Here is a 23,109-nt window from a genome sequence, read left to right as displayed (position 1 = left end):
CGATCATCCAGAACCGCACATACACAGCCAATCGCTGATTTGTGTCGTTCTGCCCTTATAAAGTGATTGGTCTCTGTGTATGAAACACATCATTCATACAGATAGGAGAAACCAATGAAAACTACAAAAGAAAGATTAGCAACAGCTATTCACACACCCTTAAACGAAACTCTATCTTTTTATAAGACAAGTCTAACAGGCTTGACTGAGGAGCAGGTGGAGAAAAATCGTGACCTATATGGCGAAAATACCATCACCAAGGGTCAAGAAGACAGTATCCTCAAAAAGATTTACGAATCCATCATCAATCCATTTACAATCATCCTGCTGGTCATCGCTATGATTTCCATGGTGACCAATGTCTGGCTGGCGAAGCCTGGACAAGAAGATCCGACGACCTCTATCATCATCGTTGTTCTCGTTCTAATCTCTGGTGGTATACGCTTTGTCCAAGAACTGCGTAGTGACAAGGCTGCGACCAATCTATCAAAAATGATTGTGAACACAGCCACAGTTATTCGTGAAGGCCAGAGTTTAGAGGTTGCAATTGAAGATTTGGTCGTTGGAGATATAGTCAAATTAAGTGCTGGGGATATGATACCAGCAGACCTCCTTTTGATTGAATCACGTGATTTCTTTGTTCAACAGTCTGGTTTGACAGGTGAAAGTGACTCGGTTGAAAAACTAGCCTTGTCAAAAATGAGTCAGTCAAATTTTGATAGTCTGCTAGAAGCAGAAGCGCTCGCTTTTATGGGAACCAATGTGATATCAGGAAGCGCCAAGGCTTTGATTCTAGCGGTCGGTGATGACACCATGATGGGAGAAATCGAGCAGACTCTCAATACCTATGACGAACCGACCTCTTTTGAACGGGAGATGAACAGTATCTCTTGGCTCTTAATCCGTTTGATGCTGGTCATGGTTCCCATCGTCTTTCTCTCCAATGGCTTGACGGATGGAGACTGGCTGGAAGCTGGCGTATTTGCACTGAGTGTTGGTGTTGGTTTGACACCTGAGATGCTTCCTATGATCATCACGGCTAGTTTAGCAAAAGGCTCCATTATCATGGCCAAGGAAAAAGTGGTCATCAAAAAACTCAATGCCATACAGGACCTAGGTGCTATTGATATCCTATGCACAGATAAAACCGGAACCCTTACCCAAGACGAAATTGTCCTTGAATATCCTTTGGATATACATGGAGATTTGGATTTGTCTGTGTTGAGACGTGCCTACCTCAATTCCTATTTTCAAACCGGTTTGAAAAACTTGATGGACCGTGCCATTATCAGTAGAACTGAAAAAGAAGCTAAAGAACACGCTATTCTACAAAATTTGGATACTAGCTTCCAAAAAATAGATGAATTACCCTTTGATTTTGAACGCAGACGGATGAGTGTCATCGTCAAGGATGAGAACGAAGTTGTTAGTTTGGTAACCAAGGGTGCTCTAGAGGAAATGCTTGCGATTTCAACCCATGTGGAATATCAAGGTCAGATTAGCCCTCTGACGGATGATATCCGAGCGGAAATCTTAAAAGAAGTAGATCAACTTAATCAACAGGGATTGCGAGTCTTGGGAGTCGCTTATAAAACAGGCTTAAAGGAAGGTTTTGCTTACTCCGTTGAAGATGAAAAAGAGATGATTCTAACAGGATATCTTGCCTTTCTAGATCCACCAAAACCATCAGCAGCACCTGCTATCCAAGCTTTGTTAGAACACGGTGTTCAAACAAAGATCTTGACGGGTGACAATGAAAAGGTAACCCAAGCAGTTTGCGAAAAAGTTGGTTTAGACGTTGATCAAATCTTGTTGGGTTCTGATATTGATGCCATGACGGACGAAGAATTGGCCCAAGCAGTTGAGAAAGTGACTGTCTTTGCCAAACTCTCTCCGGATCAAAAAGCACGAATCATTTTACAAATCAAATCGAATGGACATTGTGTCGGCTATATGGGAGATGGGATCAATGATGCCCCTTCTATGAAAGTGGCTGATGTGGGGATTTCTGTTGATACAGCAGTAGATATTGCCAAAGAAACGGCTGATGTCATTTTGCTAGATAAGGATTTGATGGTGCTTGAAAAAGGGCTGGTTGAAGGGCGTAAGGTCTACGCTAATATGACCAAATATATCAAGATGACGGTCAGCTCTAATTTCGGGAACATTTTCTCTCTGCTAGTGTCTGGTATCTTTTTACCTTTCCTTCCTATGGCTCCGATTCACTTGATTGTGTTAAACCTCGTCTACGACCTTTCTTGCATTGCCTTGCCATTTGATAATGTAGATGAAGACTTTTTGAAGCATCCCCATAAGTGGGAAGCTAAGTCTATTACTCGTTTTATGATTTGGATGGGTCCGATTTCTTCTGCCTTTGATATTTTGACCTTTATCTTGCTCTATTTTGTCATTGTTCCAATGGCGACAGGTCAAGCTTATGCTCACGGAGCAGAGTCTGCAACGGGCTTTATCATTTTGTTCCAGACAGGTTGGTTCATTGAATCCATGTGGTCCCAAACCATGGTTATCCATATGCTTCGTTCAGCAAAACTTCCTTTCTTACAAAGTCGTCCATCATGGTTTGTTCTTGGAACAACCTTGCTAGCAGCTAGTTTTGTGACCTTCCTTCCCTACTCTTCAATTGCTAGCCTGCTTCATTTAACCCCTTTGGAACCAATTTATTTCCTCTTTTTGCTTTTGATTATCGTTCTCTATATGATAAGTGTTACAGTTGTAAAACGATTGTATATCAAAAAATTTAAAAGTTGGTTATAAATTGATTTTGTCAAGAAAAAAGTACGAAAATCGCGAAAAAAGTTAATTTTTTTTAAAAATAGGTCGCAAGTCGGATGTTTTTTATGGTATAATAGACTAAACTGATAGTAACATGTAGCGAAAGGGGTAGGTACATGATCAAAATTTATACAGTCTCAAGTTGTACTAGCTGTAAAAAAGCGAAAACCTGGCTCAATGCCCACCAGTTAAGTTATAAAGAACAAAATCTCGGTAAAGAAGGAATTACAAGAGAAGAGTTATTAGATATTCTCACGAAAACAGATAATGGAATTGCCAGTATCGTTTCGTCAAAAAACCGCTACGCTAAGGCACTTGGAGTTGACATCGAGGATTTGAGTGTCAATGAAGTGCTCAACTTAATCATGGAAACACCACGGATCTTAAAGAGTCCGATTCTCGTTGATGAGAAGCGCCTACAAGTCGGCTATAAAGAAGATGATATCCGTGCCTTCTTGCCACGCTCTGTCCGTAATGTAGAAAATGCAGAAGCACGTCTACGTGCAGCTCTATAAAACATCAAGGCTGGGAGTGACTCCTAGCCTTGTTTGCTCTTTTGTTTTAAAATCATGTGAGGAATTATGAAAAAGTTACTAATTGCTAGTTTTGCTCTCCTCTTTTTGCTTGCGGGATGTGGGCAAAAAAAGGAAACCCCTGCTGCTTCTACAACAGCATCTGAACCTCTCCAATCCAACCTTCCCGTTTTGGACAATGCCGAAAAGAATACGGTTGTCACCAAGACCTTGCTGATGCCGAAGTCAGAAAATGGAACGCAGCAGATTCAGACCATTACTTATAAAGGCAATCAGTTTTTGACCTTGACCATCCAGCAAAAACGACCTGTCGGGGATGAACTCAAGACCTTTATCTCTGAAAATGGCCTAGAGGAGACGCAAAAAGCGCTTCTAGAAGCGGAAGAAAAGGATGAGACCATCCAAGAGGCACGCAAACTAGCAGGATTCAAACTGGAAACCAAGCTACTCAGCGAGACAGAAATCCAGACGACAACGACTTATGATTTTCAAGTATTGGATGTCAAAAAGGCATCTCAGCTGGAATATTTAAAAAATATCGGCCTTGAAAATCTCTTAAAAAACGAACCTAGCCAATATATTGCAGATAGAGTGGCAAATGGGGCGACAGAACAATAGAAAATCCAAATTAATAGACTGACTTATTTGTAGAACGTCAGGGAATGTGCTATAATAGTACTATTCTAAGGAAAGAGGGTGTTAGAATGGGATTTACTGAAGAAACTGTACGGTTTAAATTGGATGATTCCAATAAGAAAGAAATTAGCGAAACATTGACAGATGTTTATGCTTCTTTGAATGACAAGGGCTACAATCCGATTAACCAGATCGTCGGTTATGTATTGAGTGGAGACCCTGCCTACGTTCCTCGTTATAACAATGCACGAAATCAAATCCGTAAGTATGAGCGTGATGAAATTGTTGAAGAATTGGTACGCTACTACCTAAAAGGACAAGGAGTCGATCTATAATCTATGAGAATTATGGGATTGGACGTCGGTTCAAAAACAGTAGGGGTGGCTATTAGCGATCCGCTCGGTTTCACCGCTCAGGGACTTGAAATCATCCAGATTAATGAGGACCAGGGCCAGTTTGGTTTTGACCGCATCAAGGAATTGGTTGACAGCTATAAGGTAGAACGCTTTGTAGTAGGTTTGCCAAAGAACATGAACAATACCAGTGGTCCGCGAGTAGAAGCCAGTCAAGCCTATGGTGCCAAGCTAGAAGAACTCTTTGGTTTGCCAGTAGACTATCAGGATGAGCGTTTGACAACGGTCGCTGCGGAGCGTATGTTGATTGAACAAGCAGATATCAGCCGTAACAAACGCAAGAAAGTTATTGATAAGTTGGCTGCTCAGCTGATTTTGCAAAATTATTTAGATAGAAAATTTTAAGACAGAGGAGAAACTATGTCACACGATCACAACCATGACCACGAAGAACGTGAATTGATTACACTAGTAGATGAGCAAGGAAATGAAACCTTGTTTGAAATTCTTTTGACCATCGACGGGAAAGAAGAATTTGGTAAAAACTATGTTCTGCTAGTGCCAGTTAATGCAGAAGAAGATGAAAATGGTGAAGTTGAAATTCAAGCTTACTCATTCATCGAAAATGAAGACGGAACAGAAGGCGAATTGCAACCAATCCCAGAAGACTCAGAAGACGAATGGAACATGATTGAAGAAGTCTTCAACAGCTTTATGGAGGAGTAAAAACGTTCGGGGAACGTTTTTAGCCCAGTTCCTTAAAATAAGAGAGAACTGGTTTGTTCAGTGAACATTTTTACCCTTACGCTAAAAATAAAGACCGTAAGTAAGTCCAGTGGATGTTTTTAGCCCTGCGCCAGAAATTAGGAACGCAGGAACGTTCGGGGGACGTTTTTAGCCCACGTTGAAATTCATAGTAGCTAGTGATTAGCTAACCAGGTAAGAGGTTGGGATTTTAGTCCTGACCTCACTTTTTATTTGTAATCATACTTTGATGCGGTAGTTGATTGGACTTTTGTTAAGGAGACATGTATGTTTGAAGTAGAAGAATGGCTTCATAGTCGGATTGGTTTAAACTTTAGATCTGGCCTTGGACGAATGCAGCGAGCTGTGGATTTGCTGGGGAATCCTGAGAAGGCTTATCCCATTATCCATGTAACAGGGACTAACGGTAAAGGGTCAACTATTGCCTTTATGAGGGAGTTGTTTGTTGCTCATGGTAAAAAAGTTGGTACTTTTACCTCTCCTCATATCATCAGCATCCATGATCGAATCTGTATCAATGGGCAACCAATCGCAGAGGAAGACTTTGTCCGTATAGCCAACCAAGTCAAGGAGATGGAGAAAATTCTTTTAGAAACACATGATCAATTGTCTTTCTTTGAGTTGTTGACCTTGATTGCTTTGCTTTACTTTAAAGAGCAGGGAGTGGATCTAGTCCTGCTAGAGGTGGGGATTGGTGGTTTGCTTGACACGACTAATGTCGTAACAGGAGAGATTGCAGTTATTACTTCCATTGGGCTAGATCATCAGGAGACCTTGGGCGATAGTCTAGAGGAAATAGCCGAGCAGAAAGCTGGTATTTTCAAGGCTGGCAAGAAGGCAGTCATTGCCAAGCTTACTCCAGAAGCGGAGCTTGTCTGTCAAAGTAAAGCGAGAGAGTTAGCTGTCGAACTTTATCAAGCTGGGCGAGACTTCACCTTGAATGCTGGGGATTTTTCAAGTAAGCTAGCAAACTTTTCACAGCTTGAAATCGGTTTAGAAGGTGCTTATCAGCAAGAAAATGCCGCCTTGGCTTTAGAAACTTTTCTTCTGTTTATGGCGTCAAGAGGTGAAAGGGTCGAAGAAGAGTTTGTCAGACGGGCTTTGAAGGAGACACATTGGGCAGGTCGATTGGAACGGATTCGTCCACAAATCTACCTAGATGGGGCTCACAATCTGCCAGCCTTGACTCGTCTAGTCGAGTTTATCCAAGGGAAAATCCAGCAAGGTTACCAGGTTCGCATCCTTTTTGGAGCACTTAAACGCAAGGATTATCAGGGGATGTTAGGCTATCTATCTAAGCAGTTGCCTGAGGTGGAACTTAAGGTAACAGGCTTTGACTACCAAGGCTCTCTGGATGAAAAGGATGTGGCGGGTTACGATTTGATTTCTTCCTATGGCGGTTTTATCAGAGAATTTAAAGAAAAGGCCAAAGATCAGGACTTGCTTTTCGTGACGGGCTCGCTCTACTTTATCTCGGAAGTCCGAGCGAGTTTGCAAGGAAGCGATGGGATTAGTTGACCTTCTAGGCTTAAGTTGTTATACTTGAGGTAGGAGGTATATCTGGAAACGATTCCAGCAAAACATTGGCACAAAAGAAAGGAAATCGCTATGAAAACGAAAACATTCACACTTTCTATTGCTTCCCTAGCAATTCTTAGTCTTTTAGCAGCTTGTGGACCTAAGGCACAAGCCCCTACCCAGCAATCTGCTCAGCAATCATCTTCTCAACAAGAATCATCTTCTAGCGCTGCGACAAGTGCTAGTCAACCACAGGCGTCCTCAAGTCAGGACACTACTGTAGCTCAACCTACGAATATCGATGGTACCTATACTGGAAAAGATGAGAATGACCAAATCACTCTTGTTGTAACAGGTAAAACTGGTACATGGACTGAGGTCGAGCCAGATGGAGATAAGGAAATCAAGCAAGTCAGCTTTGAACCAGAAAATCAACGTGTCATTATCGGTGATGATGTCAAAATTTACACGGTTAATGGTAATCAATTGATTATTGATGATATGGACCGAGAGGCATCTGACCGAGTGGTATTAACTAAGCAATAATGATTAAGTAAAAGTTCCAATGAGATGAAATCTATCTTTTTGGAGCTTTTTTCTTGAAAAAGTGGCTGGCTGTTCTTTACTAACTTTTTACTTAAAACGCTTACAAATATTTGTAAAACTTCTTATAAGGTCGTATACTTATAGTAAATAATCAAATAGCGCAAAGGCGCAGGAGGAAAAGCATATGGCTACATTTTACGTTCCGGCAGTTAACCTTATTGGTAAAGGTGTTGTAAATGAAGTAGGTCCGTATATCAAGGAACTGGGGTATAAGAAGGCCCTTTTGGTGACAGATAAGTTCATCGAAGGTAGTGATATTTTACCCAAAGTCCTAAAACCGTTAGATGCTGAAGGGATCGAATATGTAATCTTTAGCGATGTGGAGCCAAATCCGACTTGCAAGAACGTCACAGACGGAGTGGCTGTCCTGAAAGAGCATGGATGTGACTTCATCATCAGTCTTGGGGGAGGATCTCCTCAGGATGCGGCTAGTTGTATCTCTATCATTGCTACAAATGGTGGCAAACCACAGGACTACGAAGGTCTCCACAAGTCTGCTAAAAAAGGCTTGCCAGTGGTTGCGATCAATACAACAGCTGGAACTTCTGCAGAAATCACCATTAACTATGTTATTACTGACGAAGAGCGCAAGGTCAAGATGGTAATGGTTGATAAGAATAGCCTTGCCCTTATCTCTGTCAATGATCCAGAACTCATGCTTTCAAAGCCGAAAGGATTGACAGCAGCGACAGGTATGGATGCTCTTACTCACGCTGTCGAAGCCTTGGTAACACCAGGTGCTTATAATGTGACCAAGAAACTTTCTATCGGAGCGATTGAACTCATCAAGGAGTATCTTCCTCGTGCTGTGGCAAATGGCCAAGATATTGAAGCGCGTGAGGGTATGGTCAATGCCATCTTCCTCGGTGGTATGAGCTTTAACAATGCTGGTTTGGGTTATGTTCATTCTATGGCTCACCAACTCGGTGCGGTATATAACTTGCCACATGGTGTCTGCTGTGCCATGCTTCTCCCAGTTGTAGAACGTGAAAATGCCAAGCGTGTACCAGAAGCATTCCGCAATGTAGCCAAGGCTTTGGGACTCCATGTGGAGGGGAAAACAGACCAAGAATGCGCTGACTATGCTATCGCTGAGATTGAGAAACTTTCTGAAACTGTTGGTATTCCGAAGAAACTCACTGAACTCGGTATCCAAGAAAAAGACTTTGACTTTGACTACCTTTCTAAGAATGCTTTGATTGATGCATGTGCGCCAGGCAATCCATTTATGCCAACTTTAGAAGAAACCATTGCTCTCTACAAAGAACTCTTCTAAAAATCAAGTAGAGTAGACGGGACTTGTTCCTCAAAATATAAATAATATTGGAAAGAACTATCATTTTGGTAGTTCTTTTTTTAAAAATTTGCTATCCTAGACATATGAGAAAAATCAAAATTGATGTGGTTGTAGTTCCCTTGAGTGGGCATCTCTTCCCAACACTGAATTTACTTGCCCCCTTGTTGAAGGATCCCTTGTATGAGATTCGATTATTTACAGGACCGCAACGAAAAACTGTAGCAGAGGAGATGGGATTCCGGGTGATTCCCATTTTAGAAAATTGTGTAGATGAGTTTGAGCGTGTAGCCAACAATGAAGGTCAATTAAACCTGTTTTCTGCTTATCGACAGTTGTCAGCTAGTCTTGATTTGATCAATGTGGTTTCAGATCAATTAGTGCAAGAGTGGCAGGAAAATAGACCGGATATTGTGATTGCGGACTTTATAACCCTCTCTGGAGGACTTGTTGCGGAACAGTTGAACATTCCCTGGATTACCACGATGGCGACACAGTTTGCCATTGAAACGACAGATGGACCGCCTTGTTTCTTTGGAGGAATGGGCAGTCCAAAAACATCTTTCCAATCTGGTCTGCAATGGCTAGGAAGAAAAGGGACTCGTTTAGGGAAACGAATCGTAAGCTTTTTATTGAGAGAACGATTGAAACGTTACGATTTTAGGCTCTACAATCAGAAAGGTCAGGAAACCATCTATTCACCCTATTCCATCTTGGGAATTGGGATGAAAGAGTTGGAGCTGAAAAGCGGTTTTCCAGAGCACTACCTTTGGGTGGGACCTTTTGGCTCTTCGATTGAGAGGGCAGAAAATTATCCACTCGATTTGTCTCCTTATGCAGGTTATAAGAAGGTCCTTGTCTCCTGTGGCACTCAGCTAGCATGGGCTAAAGACAATCTCCTCTATCAGACACAACAATTGGCAGAAGCACATCCAGATTGCCACTTCTTTGTGACTCTGGGGTTTGGCGGACAAGACTTCCAATGTGAAGAGCTCATGGACAATGTTTCTGTGGTATCCTATCTTCCCTATAAGGAGTACATTCCTCAGATGGATTATGTGATTCATCATGGTGGTGCGGGTATTTTTTACCAGTGTATCATCTATGGTAAGCCTGCCTTGATTCTCCCCCATGACTATGATCAGTATGACTATGCAGTTCGTGGATTAGAGGCAGGGATTGCCTTGACTGCTAAACGAGAGGATACGGAAGCGATTGGACGTGCCTTTGATGAGTTGTTGGCTAGAGATGACTGGCCAGACTTGAACAGACTTAGTCGTGCAGCTCAAATCTATCAGCCAACAGAGATTCTGAAGAGCGAAATACATCGGCTCTTAGGGGACAAGGAGAAGTAAAAAATGAAGAAAGTATTGGTGACAGGTGCTACGGGCTTTCTAGGCAAGTATGTTGTTGAAGAGCTTAGTCAGCAGGGCTATCAGGTACGCGCTTTTGGACGCAATCGCAATGTGGGTCAGTCTTTAGAAAACTCCTCTGTGGCATTTTTTCAGGGAGATTTGACCAAGCAAGAGGACTTGGCTCGGGTTTGTCAGGGGATGGACATGGTTGTGCATGCGGGTGCTCTTTCTACCGTTTGGGGGCCTTGGGAGGATTTCTACCAGACAAATGTCTTAGGGACCAAGTATGTTCTGGATGCTTGCCGAGAGGCTGGTATTCTGCGTTTGGTTTATGTGTCCTCGCCTAGCATCTATGCTGCGCCTCGAGATCAGTTAGCTATCAAAGAAAGTGCTGCGCCTCAGGAAAATAATCTGAACAACTACATTCGTAGTAAGCTGGCTTCGGAGAAGCTGTTTAAGGACTATCCCGATGTTCCGAGTATTATCTTACGACCTCGTGGGCTTTTTGGGATTGGGGATACCAGTATTTTGCCCCGAGTTCTCAAACTCAGTCAGAAGATTGGCATTCCCTTGATAGGGGATGGTCGTCAGCTCATGGATATGACCTGTGTGGAAAATGTCGCTCTGGCAATTCGCTTGGCACTAGAGGCCCCTCAAGCTAGTGGCGAAGTTTATAATATTACCAATGGGGAACCAAGAGCCTTTAAGGATTTGATAGAAGAAACCTTGAGAGGGTTGGGTTATCCAATAACATACAGAAAAGTGCCAGCTCCTCTTCTTTCAGTTATTGCCAGTAGTTTAGAGTTTCTGTATAAGGTATTAAAACTCAAAGGTGAACCGCCACTGACACGCTATACCTATTATCTGCTCCGTTATAGTCAGACGCTGGACATCAGCAAGGCGGAGCGAGACTTGGGTTATCGCCCTCAGATCAGTATTTCGGAAGGGATTGAACAATATGTCCAAGATTATCGAAAGCATTGATTATTTCCCAGCAGGCTATTGTACCAGCTACACAGGTTTGCTATTTAAGGGAGTTAAGAATCAAAAGATGACCTTTCCAGCAGGTGTTTTTCTTATCAAACACAGGGACAAGGGCTATCTCCTCTATGACACAGGCTATCATTACGATATTAAGACCCGGCTTCGCTATGGTTTCTATCGGCTAGGAACGCCCGTTCAAATGACGGAGAAGGACCAGATTTCACGTTTGCTGGAAGCGAAGGGAATCAAACCAGAAGAAATTAACTATGTTCTTCTATCACACCTACATCCAGATCATCTGGGAGGAGCTAGTTTCTTTCCTCGTGCAACCTTTATCTTGACAAAAGAAGTATATGAAGTCTACCAAAAACCCAAGTTGAAAGACCTGATTTTCAAGGAGTTTTTACCAGCTTCTTTTGAGAAAAATCTAACCATTATCAGAGCTGACCAGCAAGTTTCAACTTTTCCCTATCGTCCGATTTGTGATCTTTTCGGAGATGGCAGTATCCTAGTAGCCTCTGTTGACGGGCATGCTAGGGGGCAAGCCTGTCTATATTTTCCAGACCTTAATCTCCTCATTGCAGCGGACCTCTGTTGGGGAATTGACCTCTTACCTTACACCAAGCAGATGCACCTGATTCCTTCCTTGGTCCAGGATAATAGGGCCGACTATATCAGGGGGACAGAGTTTCTGGAGGAAGTCTTAAAGGCCGGTATTGAGGTAGTTGTTAGCCATGATCCTGTAGAAAGGATAGAGTCAATCCTACATGAAAAAAATAACCTTTCTTAAAACCTTTATCCAAACTCGTTGGCTTCATCATTTCAAATCTCGAGAAGCTGTAGAAAACTATCAGAAAAAGCAATTAACTAACTATATGGACTTTTTAAAGCGAGAGTCGCCCTACTTTAAAAATGGAGTTCCTAGCAACTTTGATCATATGGACAAGGCATTTATGATGGAACATTTCAATGAGCTCAACACCCAAGGAGTGGATCGTGATGAAGCCTTGAGCTTGGCTATTGAAAGTGAGAAGACCCGTGACTTCACTGAACTTAAAGGCGAAGTAGCCGTCGGTCTGTCTTCAGGGACGTCTGGACATCGGGGGCTCTTTATCACAACAGAGAAAGAGCGAAGTATGTGGGCTGCAGCTATCTTGGCAAAGATGTTGCCCAAGGGTCAGCTTTTTGGACACCGCATCGCCTTTTTCCTGAGAGCTGATAATGAACTCTATCAGACCATCAATACGGCGCTCATTCGTCTAGAGTATTTTGATATTTTCAAACATACAGATGAGCATATCGAGCGACTCAACAACTATCAACCAACGATTATTGTGGCGCCAGCCTCGATGTTGATTGAATTGAGCAAGCGTCTCAAGGATGGAGAGTTAGCTATTCACCCACAAAAAATCGTTTCGGTGGCGGAAATCTTGGAAGATAGTGATAGGGGACGGATCGCAGAAGCCTTTTCACTATCCATCATTGACCAAGTTTATCAGGCGACAGAAGGTTTCCTAGCCTGCACTTGCTCAGCTGGAAATCTACATCTCAACGAAGACATTATCTTTGTGGAAAAGCAGTATCTAGATGACCGCCGTTTTTATCCAGTGATTACGGACTTTAAGCGAAGTAGTCAGCCTGTTTATCGCTACCAGCTCAATGATATCTTGGTTGAAAATCCGGAGCCTTGTCCCTGTGGCTCCTACTATACACGGATTGACAAGGTCGAAGGACGTTCTGATGATATCTTCTACTTTGAAGGGCAGAATGGGGGGCAGGTAACGATCTATCCAGACTTTATCAGACGTTGCATCCTCTTTGTGGAGAATGTGGGAGATTACCAAGTTAAGCAACATTCTGAGAAATTAGTGGAAGTTTGTCTAAGCCGACGAGATGAGGACGTAGAGACAGCAATTTTAGCACAGTTCCAACTCTTGGCCCAGCAAAAAGAGTTCATAGTTCCTCAAATCCAATTTTCAGATTATCACTGGGATACTAGCCGTAAACTCAAACGTATCCAACGTTTATGAAAGGAAAAAAGACAATGACAGAAGTAAAAAGACATGTAGAAATCGCAGGTTATGGCATTTGCCTTCCAAAGCATACAGTTCAATTTAAAGACCAGACCCGTTATCGTGTAGTTGAAAATGAAGAAACGCAACTCGACTTGGCAGAAGGAGCTATCCACCGTGCACTTGAACATGCAAATTTGGATATTAAAGATATCGATTGCCTTGTATCAGCTAGTGCAGTTGGTGTTCAGCCTATCCCTTGTACGGCTGCCTTGATTCATGAGCGCGTGGCAAAAGGACTCTCAATTCCAGCAATGGACATCAATACGACCTGTACCAGCTTTATTTCTGCTCTATCGACTATGTCCCACTTGATTGAGGTGGGCGAATACAATCGTGTCTTGATTGTGTCTAGTGAGGTTGGTAGTTTAGGGCTCAATCCCAAGCAAAAAGAAAGTTTTGAACTCTTTAGTGATGGGGCAGCAGCCTTTATTTTCCAAAACAGTCATCAGGAAAAAGGGATCATTGCTAGTCTCCAACGTACTTGGTCAGAAGGAGCTCACGATACGGAGATTCGTGGAGGTCTGACTTCTTTTCAACCAAAAGAGTACTCTGAAGCGACGAAGACCAACTATATGTTTGACATGAAGGGGAAGAAAATCCTCCTCTTGTCTGCTCGTAAAATCCCAGTCATGTTTGAAGAGTTTCAAGAAAAAACACAGCTAGCCTTGGCAGACGTGGACTATATCATTCCTCACCAAGCAAGTCGTGCTCTTCCTTTGGTCATGGAAAAACTAGGTGTGGCCGAGGATCAGTACCTCAATCTCGTTACTGACTATGGAAATATGGTGTCAGTCTCTGTACCGTTTGGCCTGGCTTATTCTTTGGAGCATGGACTTATCAAAGAAGGAGATGTCGTCTACCTTATGGGGACTGCAGCTGGTATGACGGTCAATATGTTGGCTCTGAAATTGTAATAATCATCTAAACACGGAACGACTGGAACTTGAGCAAAGGTAAAAGGTTGCCATCTACCCCTGGACTGAGGTATACTAGTAGAAAGATTAGTTTATCAAGCAGTTAAGGAGAATGTTAGAAAAGAAAGGGGATGTATGACAGCTAGAAAAATGCAGCTACTCATGTCCAAATATGGTTTCAGTATTACCATCATGTTGGCAGAGTTGTTTATCGTCTTTGGTTTATTTCTCTATCTAGGGCAGATGGCTCCGATTCTCTGGATTATTCTAGTTATTTTGATGAGTATGGCGACCATTGTATCGATTGTCAATCGGTCTATGAATCCTGAGAGTAAGGTAACATGGCTGTTAGTAGCCTTTGTGCCAGTGTTTGGCCCATTGCTCTATATCATGTTTGGAGAGCGTCGTTTATCTAAAAAAGAAATGAAGCAGCTAAAGCAGCTCCAATCAATGGTTGATCGAGAGGATAATAGCAGAGCTCTCCGTTTGGAGTTAAAAGAGCAGGACAAGTCAGCTTACGGAGTTATCAAATCTCTCCTCAGCATGGATACGAATGCTGATGTCTATGATCGAACGGATACACAATTTTTTGCATCTGGTGAAAGCATGTGGCATCAGATGCTAGAGGATCTCAAGAAAGCTGAGAAGTTTATCTTTCTCGAATACTATATCATCGAAGAAGGTTTGATGTGGAATAGTATTTTGGAGATTTTGGAAGAAAAGGCAGCTCAAGGAGTAGAGGTGAAGCTTCTCTATGATGATATTGGTTGTATGGCAACCTTACCTGGAGATTACACCGTCCAGCTTCGTGGTCGAGGGATTGAAGCCCACAAATTTAACAAGGTGATTCCACGTTTGACCGTTGCTTATAACAACCGTGACCACCGTAAAATCATGATTATTGATGGGCAGATTGCCTATACAGGTGGTGTCAATCTGGCCGATGAGTATATCAACCATATCGAACGTTTTGGTTACTGGAAGGATAGTGGGATTCGTTTGGATGGACCAGCAGTTAAGGCTTTTACCAGACTCTTTTTATCTGCCTGGTATATCAACCGTGGAGAGATTAGTGACTTTGACCAATACCATCTCGAAAATCAGCCCAAAGATGGGATGGGGCTCTGTATTCCCTATAGTAGTGGGCCAAAACCCATCTACCGAGCTCAAGTTGGAAAAACGGTCTATCAAAATCTTATCAATCAAGCTACAGATTACGTCTACATCACAACTCCCTATCTGATTGCGGACTACGATCTAACTGAAAGTATCAAAAATGCAGCTCTGAGAGGGGTAGATGTGCGAATTGTGACGCCGTGTATCCCAGATAAGAAGGTCATCCAATTGGTTACTCGAGGAGCCTATCCAGACTTGTTATCTGCGGGGGTTCGTATTTATGAGTACAGTCCGGGATTCCTTCATAGCAAGCAAATGCTTGTCGATGGAGAAGTGGCCACCGTGGGAACCATCAATTTTGACTATCGGAGCTTGCTTCATCACTATGAAAATGCCGTCTTGCTTTATAGAACGCAGTCTATCATCGCTATTGAAAGGGACTTCGAAGAAATTTTTAAAGTTTCTCAAGAAATTTATCCTCACACCATCAAAACCAGCTGGTATCAAAGCCTCATCAAGGAAATTGTCCAGTTGTTTGCACCTATGCTCTGACTATCCATCAAGATCTAGCCCAAGGCTGGGTCTTTTTTGTTTTCTTACGAATAGATAAGTAAAGGAGAAAACCATGCTTAATCTAGAAGATGATGATTTTATCAGAGAGTATAGAAATAGTCGCTTCCACCGTTTTCGTGAAATCGAACGCTTTGCGCTATTGGATAAGAAATTCAGCAAATATCAATCCCAAGCTGACATTCCTGTAAGATTTTGATATACTAAAACAGATAAACTTAGAGGAGAAATTGAATGAACGTATACGGGAAAATAGATGAGAAACAAGAAGAATCTCATTACCAAGACTGGTCAGTGCCAGAAAAACGAGAAGGAGCTCCCATTCCCTTTTTTAGTATTTTGCTTTGGAGTTTAGTGGCCACAGCCATTTCGATTGCCCTGCCTTTTATTTTTGGTTTAGTCAGTCCGCAACAAACTCAAGATCTTTATACCGGTTGGGCCTTGCATCAAAATGGTCAAATGTATACAGATTATTTTGGGACGGAGGGATTGCTCTATTATGTGCTAGCTTACCTTTTTCGAGGCAGCATTCTGATTGCTTTGGTTGAGTGGTTGGCCTTGTTTGGAGCAGGTGTTTTTCTTTTTAAGGCTGCAGATACTCTTGTCGGCCAAGAAAAGGAAGCGAAACGACTTGTCTTTATTTTATACTTGCTTGTAGCAGGCCTCGCTTTTGGTGGTGGTTATGCTCTCTTGCTAGCCCTACCTTTCCTATTTTATTCATTGAGTATCGTTACAAATTATCTAGCTTTTCCAAAGGACGACAAAGGATTTGTACGAGTGGGTATGAGCCTTGCTCTCGCTTTCTTCTTTGCGCCAATCCCAACCGCCTTGTTTGCGGCTGTACTGGCCTTGGGGATTATCGGCTTTAATCTAGGCAAAGGTCACTTTGTTCATGGCTTATATCAGTTCTTTGCGTCAGCCCTAGGATTTTCACTCTTATTCTATCCTTTAGGCTACTATACAGTGTGGACAGGTAGTTTTGGAGATGCCATTAGCCAGACCTTGTATCCGGTAAATACTCTTAGCCTCTTTTCAAATTCGCATTTGCTTGAAAATGCAGCCTTCTATGGCTTGCTTGCTATTGGATTAGGTTCCCTTGGCTTGCTCTTTGCAGGCTTGTTCCAGTCAAAACCAGCCAAGCAATATGCCCTCTCAATTGCTGCTAGCTTGGGAGTGTTGCTTTCTTTGGGAATCTTGATTCTCTCTAAAGAACCTATCAACGGTACTCGTCTTGTGGTGCTAATTCCTTTCTTGGTCTTGCTCCTTCTGACAGGAATCAAGGAAGATGTTTCGGAGGGAGGGAGTCGTCGTAGAAGAAGACGTGAGAAACAAACTTCTTTCCTTAAAGGGAATTTCTATCTACCACTGATTGCCCTTGCCTACCTTATTGTTCTTCCTATCGTGAGTCGTTACCTTTCTCACCCAACGACTTATCAGGAGAGAGACCGTCTGGCTAGCGTGGTCAAACAACAAACGAGTTCTGAGGATCGTGTCTATGCTTGGGATGATCGTCCTGATTTCTACCGTGCAAGTGAACGCTTGGCGCCGACTTCTCTATCAACTCCAACACTCTATACTGCAAGCGATGAAAATAAAACCAAACTGATGAATGACCTGAAAGAAAATCAACCGAAGATGATTGTGGTCAATCAAAAAGTTGCCTTGTGGTCAGATGTAGAGAGCTGGCTCAGTGAAAACTATGAGCTTGTTCAGACAGATACTAGCGAGTTTAAACTTTATAAATTAAAATAACAAAAAATCAATATCTTGTGGAATTTTAAAAATTTTAGGATTTTTAACACAAGATATTGATTTTTATTTTTAGAGTGGTATAATACTTCATAGAACAACATTTTAGAAAAGAGCATGGATATGATTGTATTAGAAGAAAAGCTTGCAACCGTTCCCACCTTGTTCGTTGAAAAACGAGATGGTAGACGTGTGGTGTTTGATGTAGACAAGATTGACAAGGCTCTCCACAAGGCAGCGGAAAAGGTTATGGACCTTACGCCTCTAGTAGAAAAACGCCTAAATGGTCTAGTTGAAAGAATCGTGACTGAAATTCACAGCCGCTTCCCTCAAGGTGTCAAGATTTACGAAATTCAAAATGTCGTAGAGCATGAACTCCTTGAAGCCAAAGAATATGCCTTGGCTGAGGAGTATATCACTTATCGGACACAAAGGGATTTTGAGCGCTCAAAAGCGACAGATATCAACTTTAGTATCCATAAACTTCTCAATAAAGACCAGGCAGTTGTCAATGAAAATGCCAATAAAGACAGCGATGTCTTCAACACCCAGCGTGATTTGACAGCAGGGATTGTTGGGAAGTCAATCGGGCTACAAATGCTTCCTAAGCACGTAGCCAATGCTCACCAAAAAGGGGATATCCACTATCATGACTTGGACTACAGCCCCTACACTCCGATGACCAACTGCTGTTTGATTGATTTTAAAGGGATGTTGGAAAATGGTTTTAAGATTGGCAATGCAGAGGTAGAGAGTCCCAAGTCTATCCAGACTGCGACAGCTCAAATTTCACAAATCATCGCCAATGTTGCTTCTAGCCAGTACGGGGGCTGCTCAGCTGACCGTATCGATGAAGTCTTAGCTCCGTATGCAGAGAAGAATTACCAGAAACACCTCAAGGATGCGGAAGAGTGGGTCCTGCCTGATAAACGGGAAGATTATGCTTGGAAGAAAACCCAAAAAGACATCTACGATGCCATGCAATCTCTCGAGTATGAAATCAACACCCTCTTCACCTCAAATGGCCAAACACCTTTTACTTCGCTCGGTTTTGGTTTAGGAACTAGTCGTTTTGAGCGGGAAATTCAAAAAGCTATCTTGACCATCCGAATCAAGGGACTTGGCTCAGAACACCGCACAGCTATCTTCCCTAAACTCATCTTTACGCTAAAAAGAGGCCTCAACTTGGAAGAGGGAACTCCAAACTATGACATCAAACAGTTGGCCCTCGAGTGTGCAACCAAGCGGATGTACCCAGATGTCTTGTCCTACGATAAGATTATCGAACTGACTGGTTCTTTCAAGGTTCCTATGGGTTGTCGCTCCTTCCTCCAAGGCTGGAAAGATGAAAATGGTGTTGAGGTCAATTCAGGTCGGATGAATCTAGGTGTTGTGACGGTTAATCTGCCTCGCATTGCCCTTGAGTCTGAGGGCGACATGAATAAGTTCTGGGAAATCTTCAACGAGCGGATGAACATTGCGGAGGATGCTCTGGTTTATCGTGTCGAACGAACCAAGGAAGCAACACCAGCGAATGCCCCTATCCTCTATCAGTACGGAGCCTTTGGTCGCCGTCTTGGAAAAGAAGAAAGTGTTGATCAGCTCTTTAAGAATCGCCGTGCAACAGTTTCGCTGGGCTACATCGGTTTGTACGAAGTGGCGACAGTCTTCTTTGGAAACAGCTGGGAAAGCAATCCTGAGGCTAAGGGATTCACATTGGAAATCATTCGCGATATGAAACGTCGTGTGGAAGAGTGGTCTGACCAATATGGTTACCATTTCTCTATCTACTCCACACCGTCTGAAAGTCTGACAGACCGCTTCTGTCGCTTGGATACAGAGAAGTTTGGCTCTATTCCTGATATTACGGACAAGGAATACTATACCAACTCTTTCCACTATGATGTCCGTAAAAATCCAACACCGTTTGAAAAATTAGACTTTGAGAAAGTTTATCCAGAAGCAGGTGCGTCAGGTGGTTTCATCCATTATTGTGAGTATCCAGTTCTTCAACAAAATCCTAAAGCCCTGGAAGCTGTCTGGGACTATGCCTATGACCGTGTCGGCTATCTAGGGACCAATACTCCGATTGATCGTTGCTACAAGTGCGACTTTGAAGGGGATTTTGAACCAACTGAGAGAGGATTTGCTTGTCCCAACTGTGGCAATAGCGACCCTAAAACAGTAGATGTGGTCAAACGTACGTGTGGTTATCTGGGAAATCCTCAAGCGCGTCCGATGGTTAATGGACGCCACAAGGAAATCGCTGCGCGTGTCAAACACATGAACGGTTCAACTATTAAAACAGCAGGACATGAAGTAACAAATTAGAAGGAAATGGAATGGGGAAATACCAATTAGACGATAAGGGACGCGCACAAGTGACCCGTTATCACGAGAAACACTCGAAAGGTGGAACAGGTAAAAAAGAACGCTTGCTCAACCTCAGAGAACAGTTTTTAAACAAGAACAAGAAAAAATAAAAGTGAGAGTCCGCTCTCGCTTTTCTCTTAGCGGGAGGTAAGGATGGAATTACGTAGACCAAGATTAGCTGATAAAGAAACAGTTTTAGAGATGATGGCAGAGTTTGAACAGACTCAATCAGCCCATGATGGCGGATTTTGGGATGCTGAGAATTTTGTTTATGAAGAGTGGCTAGAAGAAAATCTTCAAGCGGAAGCGGGACTCAATATTCCTGAAAACTGGGTTCCTGCTATCCAGCTGGTTAGTTTTGACGTAGCAGGCCAGGCTCTTGGCTTTCTCAACCTTCGTCTCCGATTAAATGACTACTTACTAGAAAATGGGGGCCATATCGGCTATTCCATCCGCCCCTCTGAAAGAGGCAAAGGTTATGCCAAAGAAGCCCTCAGACAAGGCCTGCAAGTTGCCAAGGAAAAGAACATCAAAAAAGCACTTGTGACCTGTAGTACGGAAAATCCTGCTAGTAGGGCGGTGATTGTGGCAAATGGTGGGGTGTTTGAGGATGTTCGCAATGGTGTAGAACGTTACTGGATAGATTTGGAGTAAAAGGATGACATGGAATACACCAAAACCAGGTGAATGGAAAAGTGAGGAGCTTAGTAAAGGGCGAATCATTGATTACAAGGCTTTTAATTTTGTCGATGGAGAAGGTGTGCGAAACTCTCTCTATGTATCAGGTTGCATGTTTCACTGCGAGGGATGCTATAATGTTGCGACTTGGTCTTTCAACGCAGGCATTCCCTATACGGCAGAATTAGAAGAACAAATCATGGAAGACCTTGCCCAACCCTATGTTCAAGGTTTGACCTTGCTAGGAGGAGAACCCTTTCTTAATACGGGCATTCTCTTGCCTCTCGTTAAGCGCATTCGAAAGGAATTACCAGAAAAAGACATCTGGTCCTGGACGGGTTATACTTGGGAAGAAATGATGCTGGAGACTCCAGATAAACTGGAACTCTTATCATTGATTGACATCCTTGTCGATGGACGGTATGATAAAAGCAAACGCAATCTTATGCTCCAGTTTCGAGGTTCGTCCAATCAACGGATTATCGATGTGCAAAAATCCCTCAAAAGTGGGCAAGTGGTGATTTGGGACAAGCTTAATGACGGAAAAGAAAGCTATGAACAGGTGAAGAGAGAATGAAGAAAAAAGACCTGATAGAACAACTGGTTTCAGAGATCGAAACGGGAAGAATTAGGACGCTAGGGATCTACGGTCATGGGGCTTCGGGCAAGTCAACCTTCGCTCAGGAATTACATCAAGCTCTAGATTCTACTACAGTAAATTTACTAGAAACAGATCCTTATATCACCTCAGAACGTCACCTGGTAGTACCAAAGCAAGCGCCAGATCAAAAGGTGACGGCTTGTCTGCCAGTGGCGCATGAACTAGCAAGTTTACAGAGAGATATTCTCGCCTTGCAGGCAGGCATGGACATCTTGACGATTGATGAACCTTGGAAGGCTAGCGAGGTCTTGTCTGGAGGAAAGCCAATTCTTATTGTTGAAGGGATGTCCGTGGGTTTTCTTCCCAAGGAACTCTTTGACAAAACCATCTGTTTCTACACGGATGAGGAGACCGAATTAAAGAGGCGCTTAGCTCGAGATACGACTATGAGAAATCGCGATGCATCTTTTGTATTAGCTAGCCATCAGATGAGACGGGAGCAGTATCTGCGATACTATAGAGAAACCGAGTCTAAAGCGGACATTTTAGTAGATCAATCAGAAGATACATTCAAGGTCAAAATGGCACATATTATATAGAAGAAAAGGTAGTTTTTTATAGATGTAAATCCGTAATTTTGGAAAGATAAAAAGAGAAAACAGTTTCATCTTAAAAAAAACGGAAAAAGCTCACAAATCCCTTGCAATCGCAGGGGCTTTGTGTTATTCTACCGTGGTGCTGTAAATCACATCTTTAGCTGTGATGCAAGAGGTTGTGACCACGATTGGATACACTGCCACACAACGCGCGTCGATTTCCTATTTTTGCTTTGAGTTTGAATCCCTTTATGTCTTAGACTTGAGCACAAAAAATGTTCGTTAAAAACTTTCCAGACTATATCAATAAGAATTGGAAGGATGGTCTTGGTTGAAGCCTGCATTGTTTTTCAGCTCTGGTTGAGACCGGTAAATTGAACGTTTTGTTTGTTATAGGCACCGTTTTTTCTGGGAAAAGGGAGTTGATAGTGAATGGTGTGATATATCCTATACGCAAAGAATGCTATTTCATTTTGTTGCGTGAATTAGCCTCTTGGTAGCTAGAAAGTTTAGAGCTGAGGTTGATTGCTAGTCAGTCACCTTAGAAGTGAAAGTAAAAGGAGCGAAGGAATGTTTTTAAAAATAATCAGTAGTATCTCTACAAATAATTTCCAAGATCCAAACATGATGGAAAAAATTAGCCATCTATGGCAGGAGCACCAGAAAGAAGTAGAGGAGGCATTTGCCCAAGGGCTTCCGATTTATGCAGTCTATCATGATTATGTCAGCGACTACAAGGGGGATTACAGCTTGTCGCTCTGTAGTCTATCCGATAAAGAAGACTGGGATTTTGACACTTCAGAACAAACCTACCAAGTATTTGAGGTGGATACAAGTGATTCAAAAGGGTTTCTCCATACCTGGCAACAAATTTGGCAGGCAGAAGAAGCAAGAGAACTGCAACGTCAGTATAGTATTGATTTTGAAAAATATGATCCAGATCAGACAGTATCTATCTTTATCGCCACCCCCAAAAATGGGTGAATTGTCAAACTATGTTTTATTTACGAAAGAGGATCAGAACATACTCTAGTAACTTAGGTTAGTAAAAAAACGAGAAAAAGCTCACAAATCCCTTGCAATCGCAGGGGCTTTGTGTTATTCTATTATGGTGCTGTAAATTACAGCCTTAGCTGTGATGCAAGAGGTTGCGACACGCTCGGTTGCATTGCCACGCAACGCGCGTCGGTTTTCTTGTGGAGCTAGCCTATTATCTTAAATAGACGAAAAGGAGAAAAAGATGGCAAACAAAAAAATCCGTATCCGTTTGAAAGCTTACGAACACCGTACGCTTGACACAGCGGCTGCAAAAATCGTAGAATCAGCTACTCGTACAGGTGCACAAGTTGCGGGTCCAATCCCACTTCCAACTGAGCGTAGCCTCTACACAATCATTCGTGCGACTCACAAATACAAAGACTCTCGCGAACAATTTGAAATGCGTACACACAAACGTTTGATCGATATCGTTAACCCAACTCAAAAAACAGTTGATGCGTTGATGAAATTGGATCTTCCAAGTGGTGTAAACGTAGAAATCAAACTTTAATCTAAAGCTTGATACCTTGAGCATAAAAAACGCTCGTTAAAAACTTTTTGA

The 23,109-nt window shown here is 42.6% G+C and carries 24 protein-coding genes; all 24 read left to right on the top strand.

The annotated features are described in order from the left end of the window. The first annotated feature begins 114 nt into the window (after nucleotides 1-114). Entirely contained in the window at nucleotides 115-2,775 is a 2,661-nt protein-coding gene (gene mgtA / locus A6J84_RS06965; protein WP_095726309.1) for a magnesium-translocating P-type ATPase, read from the top strand. A 134-nt stretch (nucleotides 2,776-2,909) separates the two neighbouring features. Next, the gene (gene spx / locus A6J84_RS06955; protein ID WP_000591165.1) at nucleotides 2,910-3,308 is read left to right on the top strand and encodes a transcriptional regulator Spx; all 399 of its coding nucleotides are present in this window, start codon (nucleotides 2,910-2,912) and stop codon (nucleotides 3,306-3,308) included. A 66-nt stretch (nucleotides 3,309-3,374) separates the two neighbouring features. Next, a complete protein-coding gene (locus A6J84_RS06950; protein ID WP_000734687.1) occupies nucleotides 3,375-3,944 on the top strand; it encodes an SP0191 family lipoprotein in 570 nt (189 codons plus the stop codon). Nucleotides 3,945-4,030: 86 nt separating this feature from the next. Beyond that, nucleotides 4,031-4,297, top strand: a complete 267-nt coding sequence (locus tag A6J84_RS06945) for an IreB family regulatory phosphoprotein (protein WP_000507059.1) — start codon at nucleotides 4,031-4,033, stop codon at nucleotides 4,295-4,297. 3 nt (nucleotides 4,298-4,300) lie between these two features. After that, nucleotides 4,301-4,720 (top strand): Holliday junction resolvase RuvX, encoded by a 420-nt coding sequence (ruvX, locus tag A6J84_RS06940; RefSeq protein WP_002876031.1) that lies wholly within the window; start codon nucleotides 4,301-4,303, stop codon nucleotides 4,718-4,720. Between the two features lie 15 nt (nucleotides 4,721-4,735). Next, nucleotides 4,736-5,041 (top strand): DUF1292 domain-containing protein, encoded by a 306-nt coding sequence (locus A6J84_RS06935; protein ID WP_000017624.1) that lies wholly within the window; start codon nucleotides 4,736-4,738, stop codon nucleotides 5,039-5,041. Between the two features lie 306 nt (nucleotides 5,042-5,347). Next, nucleotides 5,348-6,598: a bifunctional folylpolyglutamate synthase/dihydrofolate synthase gene (locus A6J84_RS06930; protein ID WP_095726308.1), complete on the top strand. Its 1,251-nt coding sequence runs from the start codon at nucleotides 5,348-5,350 to the stop codon at nucleotides 6,596-6,598. A gap of 90 nt (nucleotides 6,599-6,688) precedes the next feature. Further along, entirely contained in the window at nucleotides 6,689-7,144 is a 456-nt protein-coding gene (locus A6J84_RS06925) for an SP_0198 family lipoprotein (RefSeq protein WP_095726307.1), read from the top strand. Nucleotides 7,145-7,328: 184 nt separating this feature from the next. Beyond that, the gene (locus A6J84_RS06920; protein WP_000190390.1) at nucleotides 7,329-8,480 is read left to right on the top strand and encodes an iron-containing alcohol dehydrogenase; all 1,152 of its coding nucleotides are present in this window, start codon (nucleotides 7,329-7,331) and stop codon (nucleotides 8,478-8,480) included. 104 nt (nucleotides 8,481-8,584) lie between these two features. Next, the gene (locus A6J84_RS06915; protein WP_001226466.1) at nucleotides 8,585-9,853 is read left to right on the top strand and encodes a glycosyltransferase; all 1,269 of its coding nucleotides are present in this window, start codon (nucleotides 8,585-8,587) and stop codon (nucleotides 9,851-9,853) included. A gap of 3 nt (nucleotides 9,854-9,856) precedes the next feature. Beyond that, nucleotides 9,857-10,837, top strand: coding sequence for an NAD-dependent epimerase/dehydratase family protein (locus A6J84_RS06910; RefSeq protein WP_049489452.1), 981 nt, complete (start codon nucleotides 9,857-9,859; stop codon nucleotides 10,835-10,837). Then, on the top strand, nucleotides 10,812-11,627 hold the full coding sequence (locus A6J84_RS06905; protein WP_000034634.1) for an MBL fold metallo-hydrolase: 816 nt from the start codon (nucleotides 10,812-10,814) through the stop codon (nucleotides 11,625-11,627). The genes A6J84_RS06910 and A6J84_RS06905 overlap by 26 nt, the downstream gene beginning before the upstream one ends. Beyond that, nucleotides 11,605-12,867 (top strand): F390 synthetase-related protein, encoded by a 1,263-nt coding sequence (locus A6J84_RS06900; RefSeq protein WP_049519225.1) that lies wholly within the window; start codon nucleotides 11,605-11,607, stop codon nucleotides 12,865-12,867. Before A6J84_RS06905 ends, A6J84_RS06900 begins: the two co-directional genes overlap by 23 nt. A gap of 14 nt (nucleotides 12,868-12,881) precedes the next feature. Continuing rightward, entirely contained in the window at nucleotides 12,882-13,826 is a 945-nt protein-coding gene (locus tag A6J84_RS06895; protein ID WP_095726306.1) for a 3-oxoacyl-[acyl-carrier-protein] synthase III C-terminal domain-containing protein, read from the top strand. A gap of 135 nt (nucleotides 13,827-13,961) precedes the next feature. Beyond that, nucleotides 13,962-15,494, top strand: coding sequence for a cardiolipin synthase (gene cls, locus A6J84_RS06890; RefSeq protein WP_095726305.1), 1,533 nt, complete (start codon nucleotides 13,962-13,964; stop codon nucleotides 15,492-15,494). 73 nt (nucleotides 15,495-15,567) lie between these two features. Further along, nucleotides 15,568-15,711, top strand: coding sequence for a hypothetical protein (locus tag A6J84_RS10155; RefSeq protein WP_000933184.1), 144 nt, complete (start codon nucleotides 15,568-15,570; stop codon nucleotides 15,709-15,711). 35 nt (nucleotides 15,712-15,746) lie between these two features. Next, entirely contained in the window at nucleotides 15,747-17,264 is a 1,518-nt protein-coding gene (locus A6J84_RS06885; RefSeq protein WP_095726304.1) for a damage-inducible protein CinA, read from the top strand. A gap of 120 nt (nucleotides 17,265-17,384) precedes the next feature. Then, a complete protein-coding gene (gene nrdD / locus A6J84_RS06880; protein WP_193756710.1) occupies nucleotides 17,385-19,592 on the top strand; it encodes an anaerobic ribonucleoside-triphosphate reductase in 2,208 nt (735 codons plus the stop codon). Nucleotides 19,593-19,603: 11 nt separating this feature from the next. Then, complete coding sequence (locus A6J84_RS06875; protein WP_000521625.1) at nucleotides 19,604-19,744, top strand: hypothetical protein; 141 nt, start codon at nucleotides 19,604-19,606, stop codon at nucleotides 19,742-19,744. Nucleotides 19,745-19,787: 43 nt separating this feature from the next. Further along, the gene (locus tag A6J84_RS06870) at nucleotides 19,788-20,288 is read left to right on the top strand and encodes a GNAT family N-acetyltransferase (protein ID WP_095726302.1); all 501 of its coding nucleotides are present in this window, start codon (nucleotides 19,788-19,790) and stop codon (nucleotides 20,286-20,288) included. A 4-nt stretch (nucleotides 20,289-20,292) separates the two neighbouring features. Beyond that, the gene (gene nrdG, locus A6J84_RS06865; RefSeq protein WP_049484733.1) at nucleotides 20,293-20,889 is read left to right on the top strand and encodes an anaerobic ribonucleoside-triphosphate reductase activating protein; all 597 of its coding nucleotides are present in this window, start codon (nucleotides 20,293-20,295) and stop codon (nucleotides 20,887-20,889) included. Beyond that, nucleotides 20,886-21,512, top strand: a complete 627-nt coding sequence (locus tag A6J84_RS06860; RefSeq protein WP_049484734.1) for a uridine kinase — start codon at nucleotides 20,886-20,888, stop codon at nucleotides 21,510-21,512. The genes nrdG and A6J84_RS06860 overlap by 4 nt, the downstream gene beginning before the upstream one ends. Nucleotides 21,513-22,079: 567 nt before the next feature. Continuing rightward, nucleotides 22,080-22,493, top strand: a complete 414-nt coding sequence (locus A6J84_RS06855; protein WP_044021470.1) for an effector binding domain-containing protein — start codon at nucleotides 22,080-22,082, stop codon at nucleotides 22,491-22,493. A gap of 256 nt (nucleotides 22,494-22,749) precedes the next feature. Beyond that, nucleotides 22,750-23,058: a 30S ribosomal protein S10 gene (gene rpsJ, locus A6J84_RS06850; protein WP_001284513.1), complete on the top strand. Its 309-nt coding sequence runs from the start codon at nucleotides 22,750-22,752 to the stop codon at nucleotides 23,056-23,058. Nucleotides 23,059-23,109: the final 51 nt, after the last annotated feature.

The sequence above is a fragment of the Streptococcus sp. FDAARGOS_256 genome (assembly GCF_002289235.2).
Classification (GTDB): domain Bacteria; phylum Bacillota; class Bacilli; order Lactobacillales; family Streptococcaceae; genus Streptococcus.
This window is presented reverse-complemented; position numbering and strand designations above follow the sequence as displayed.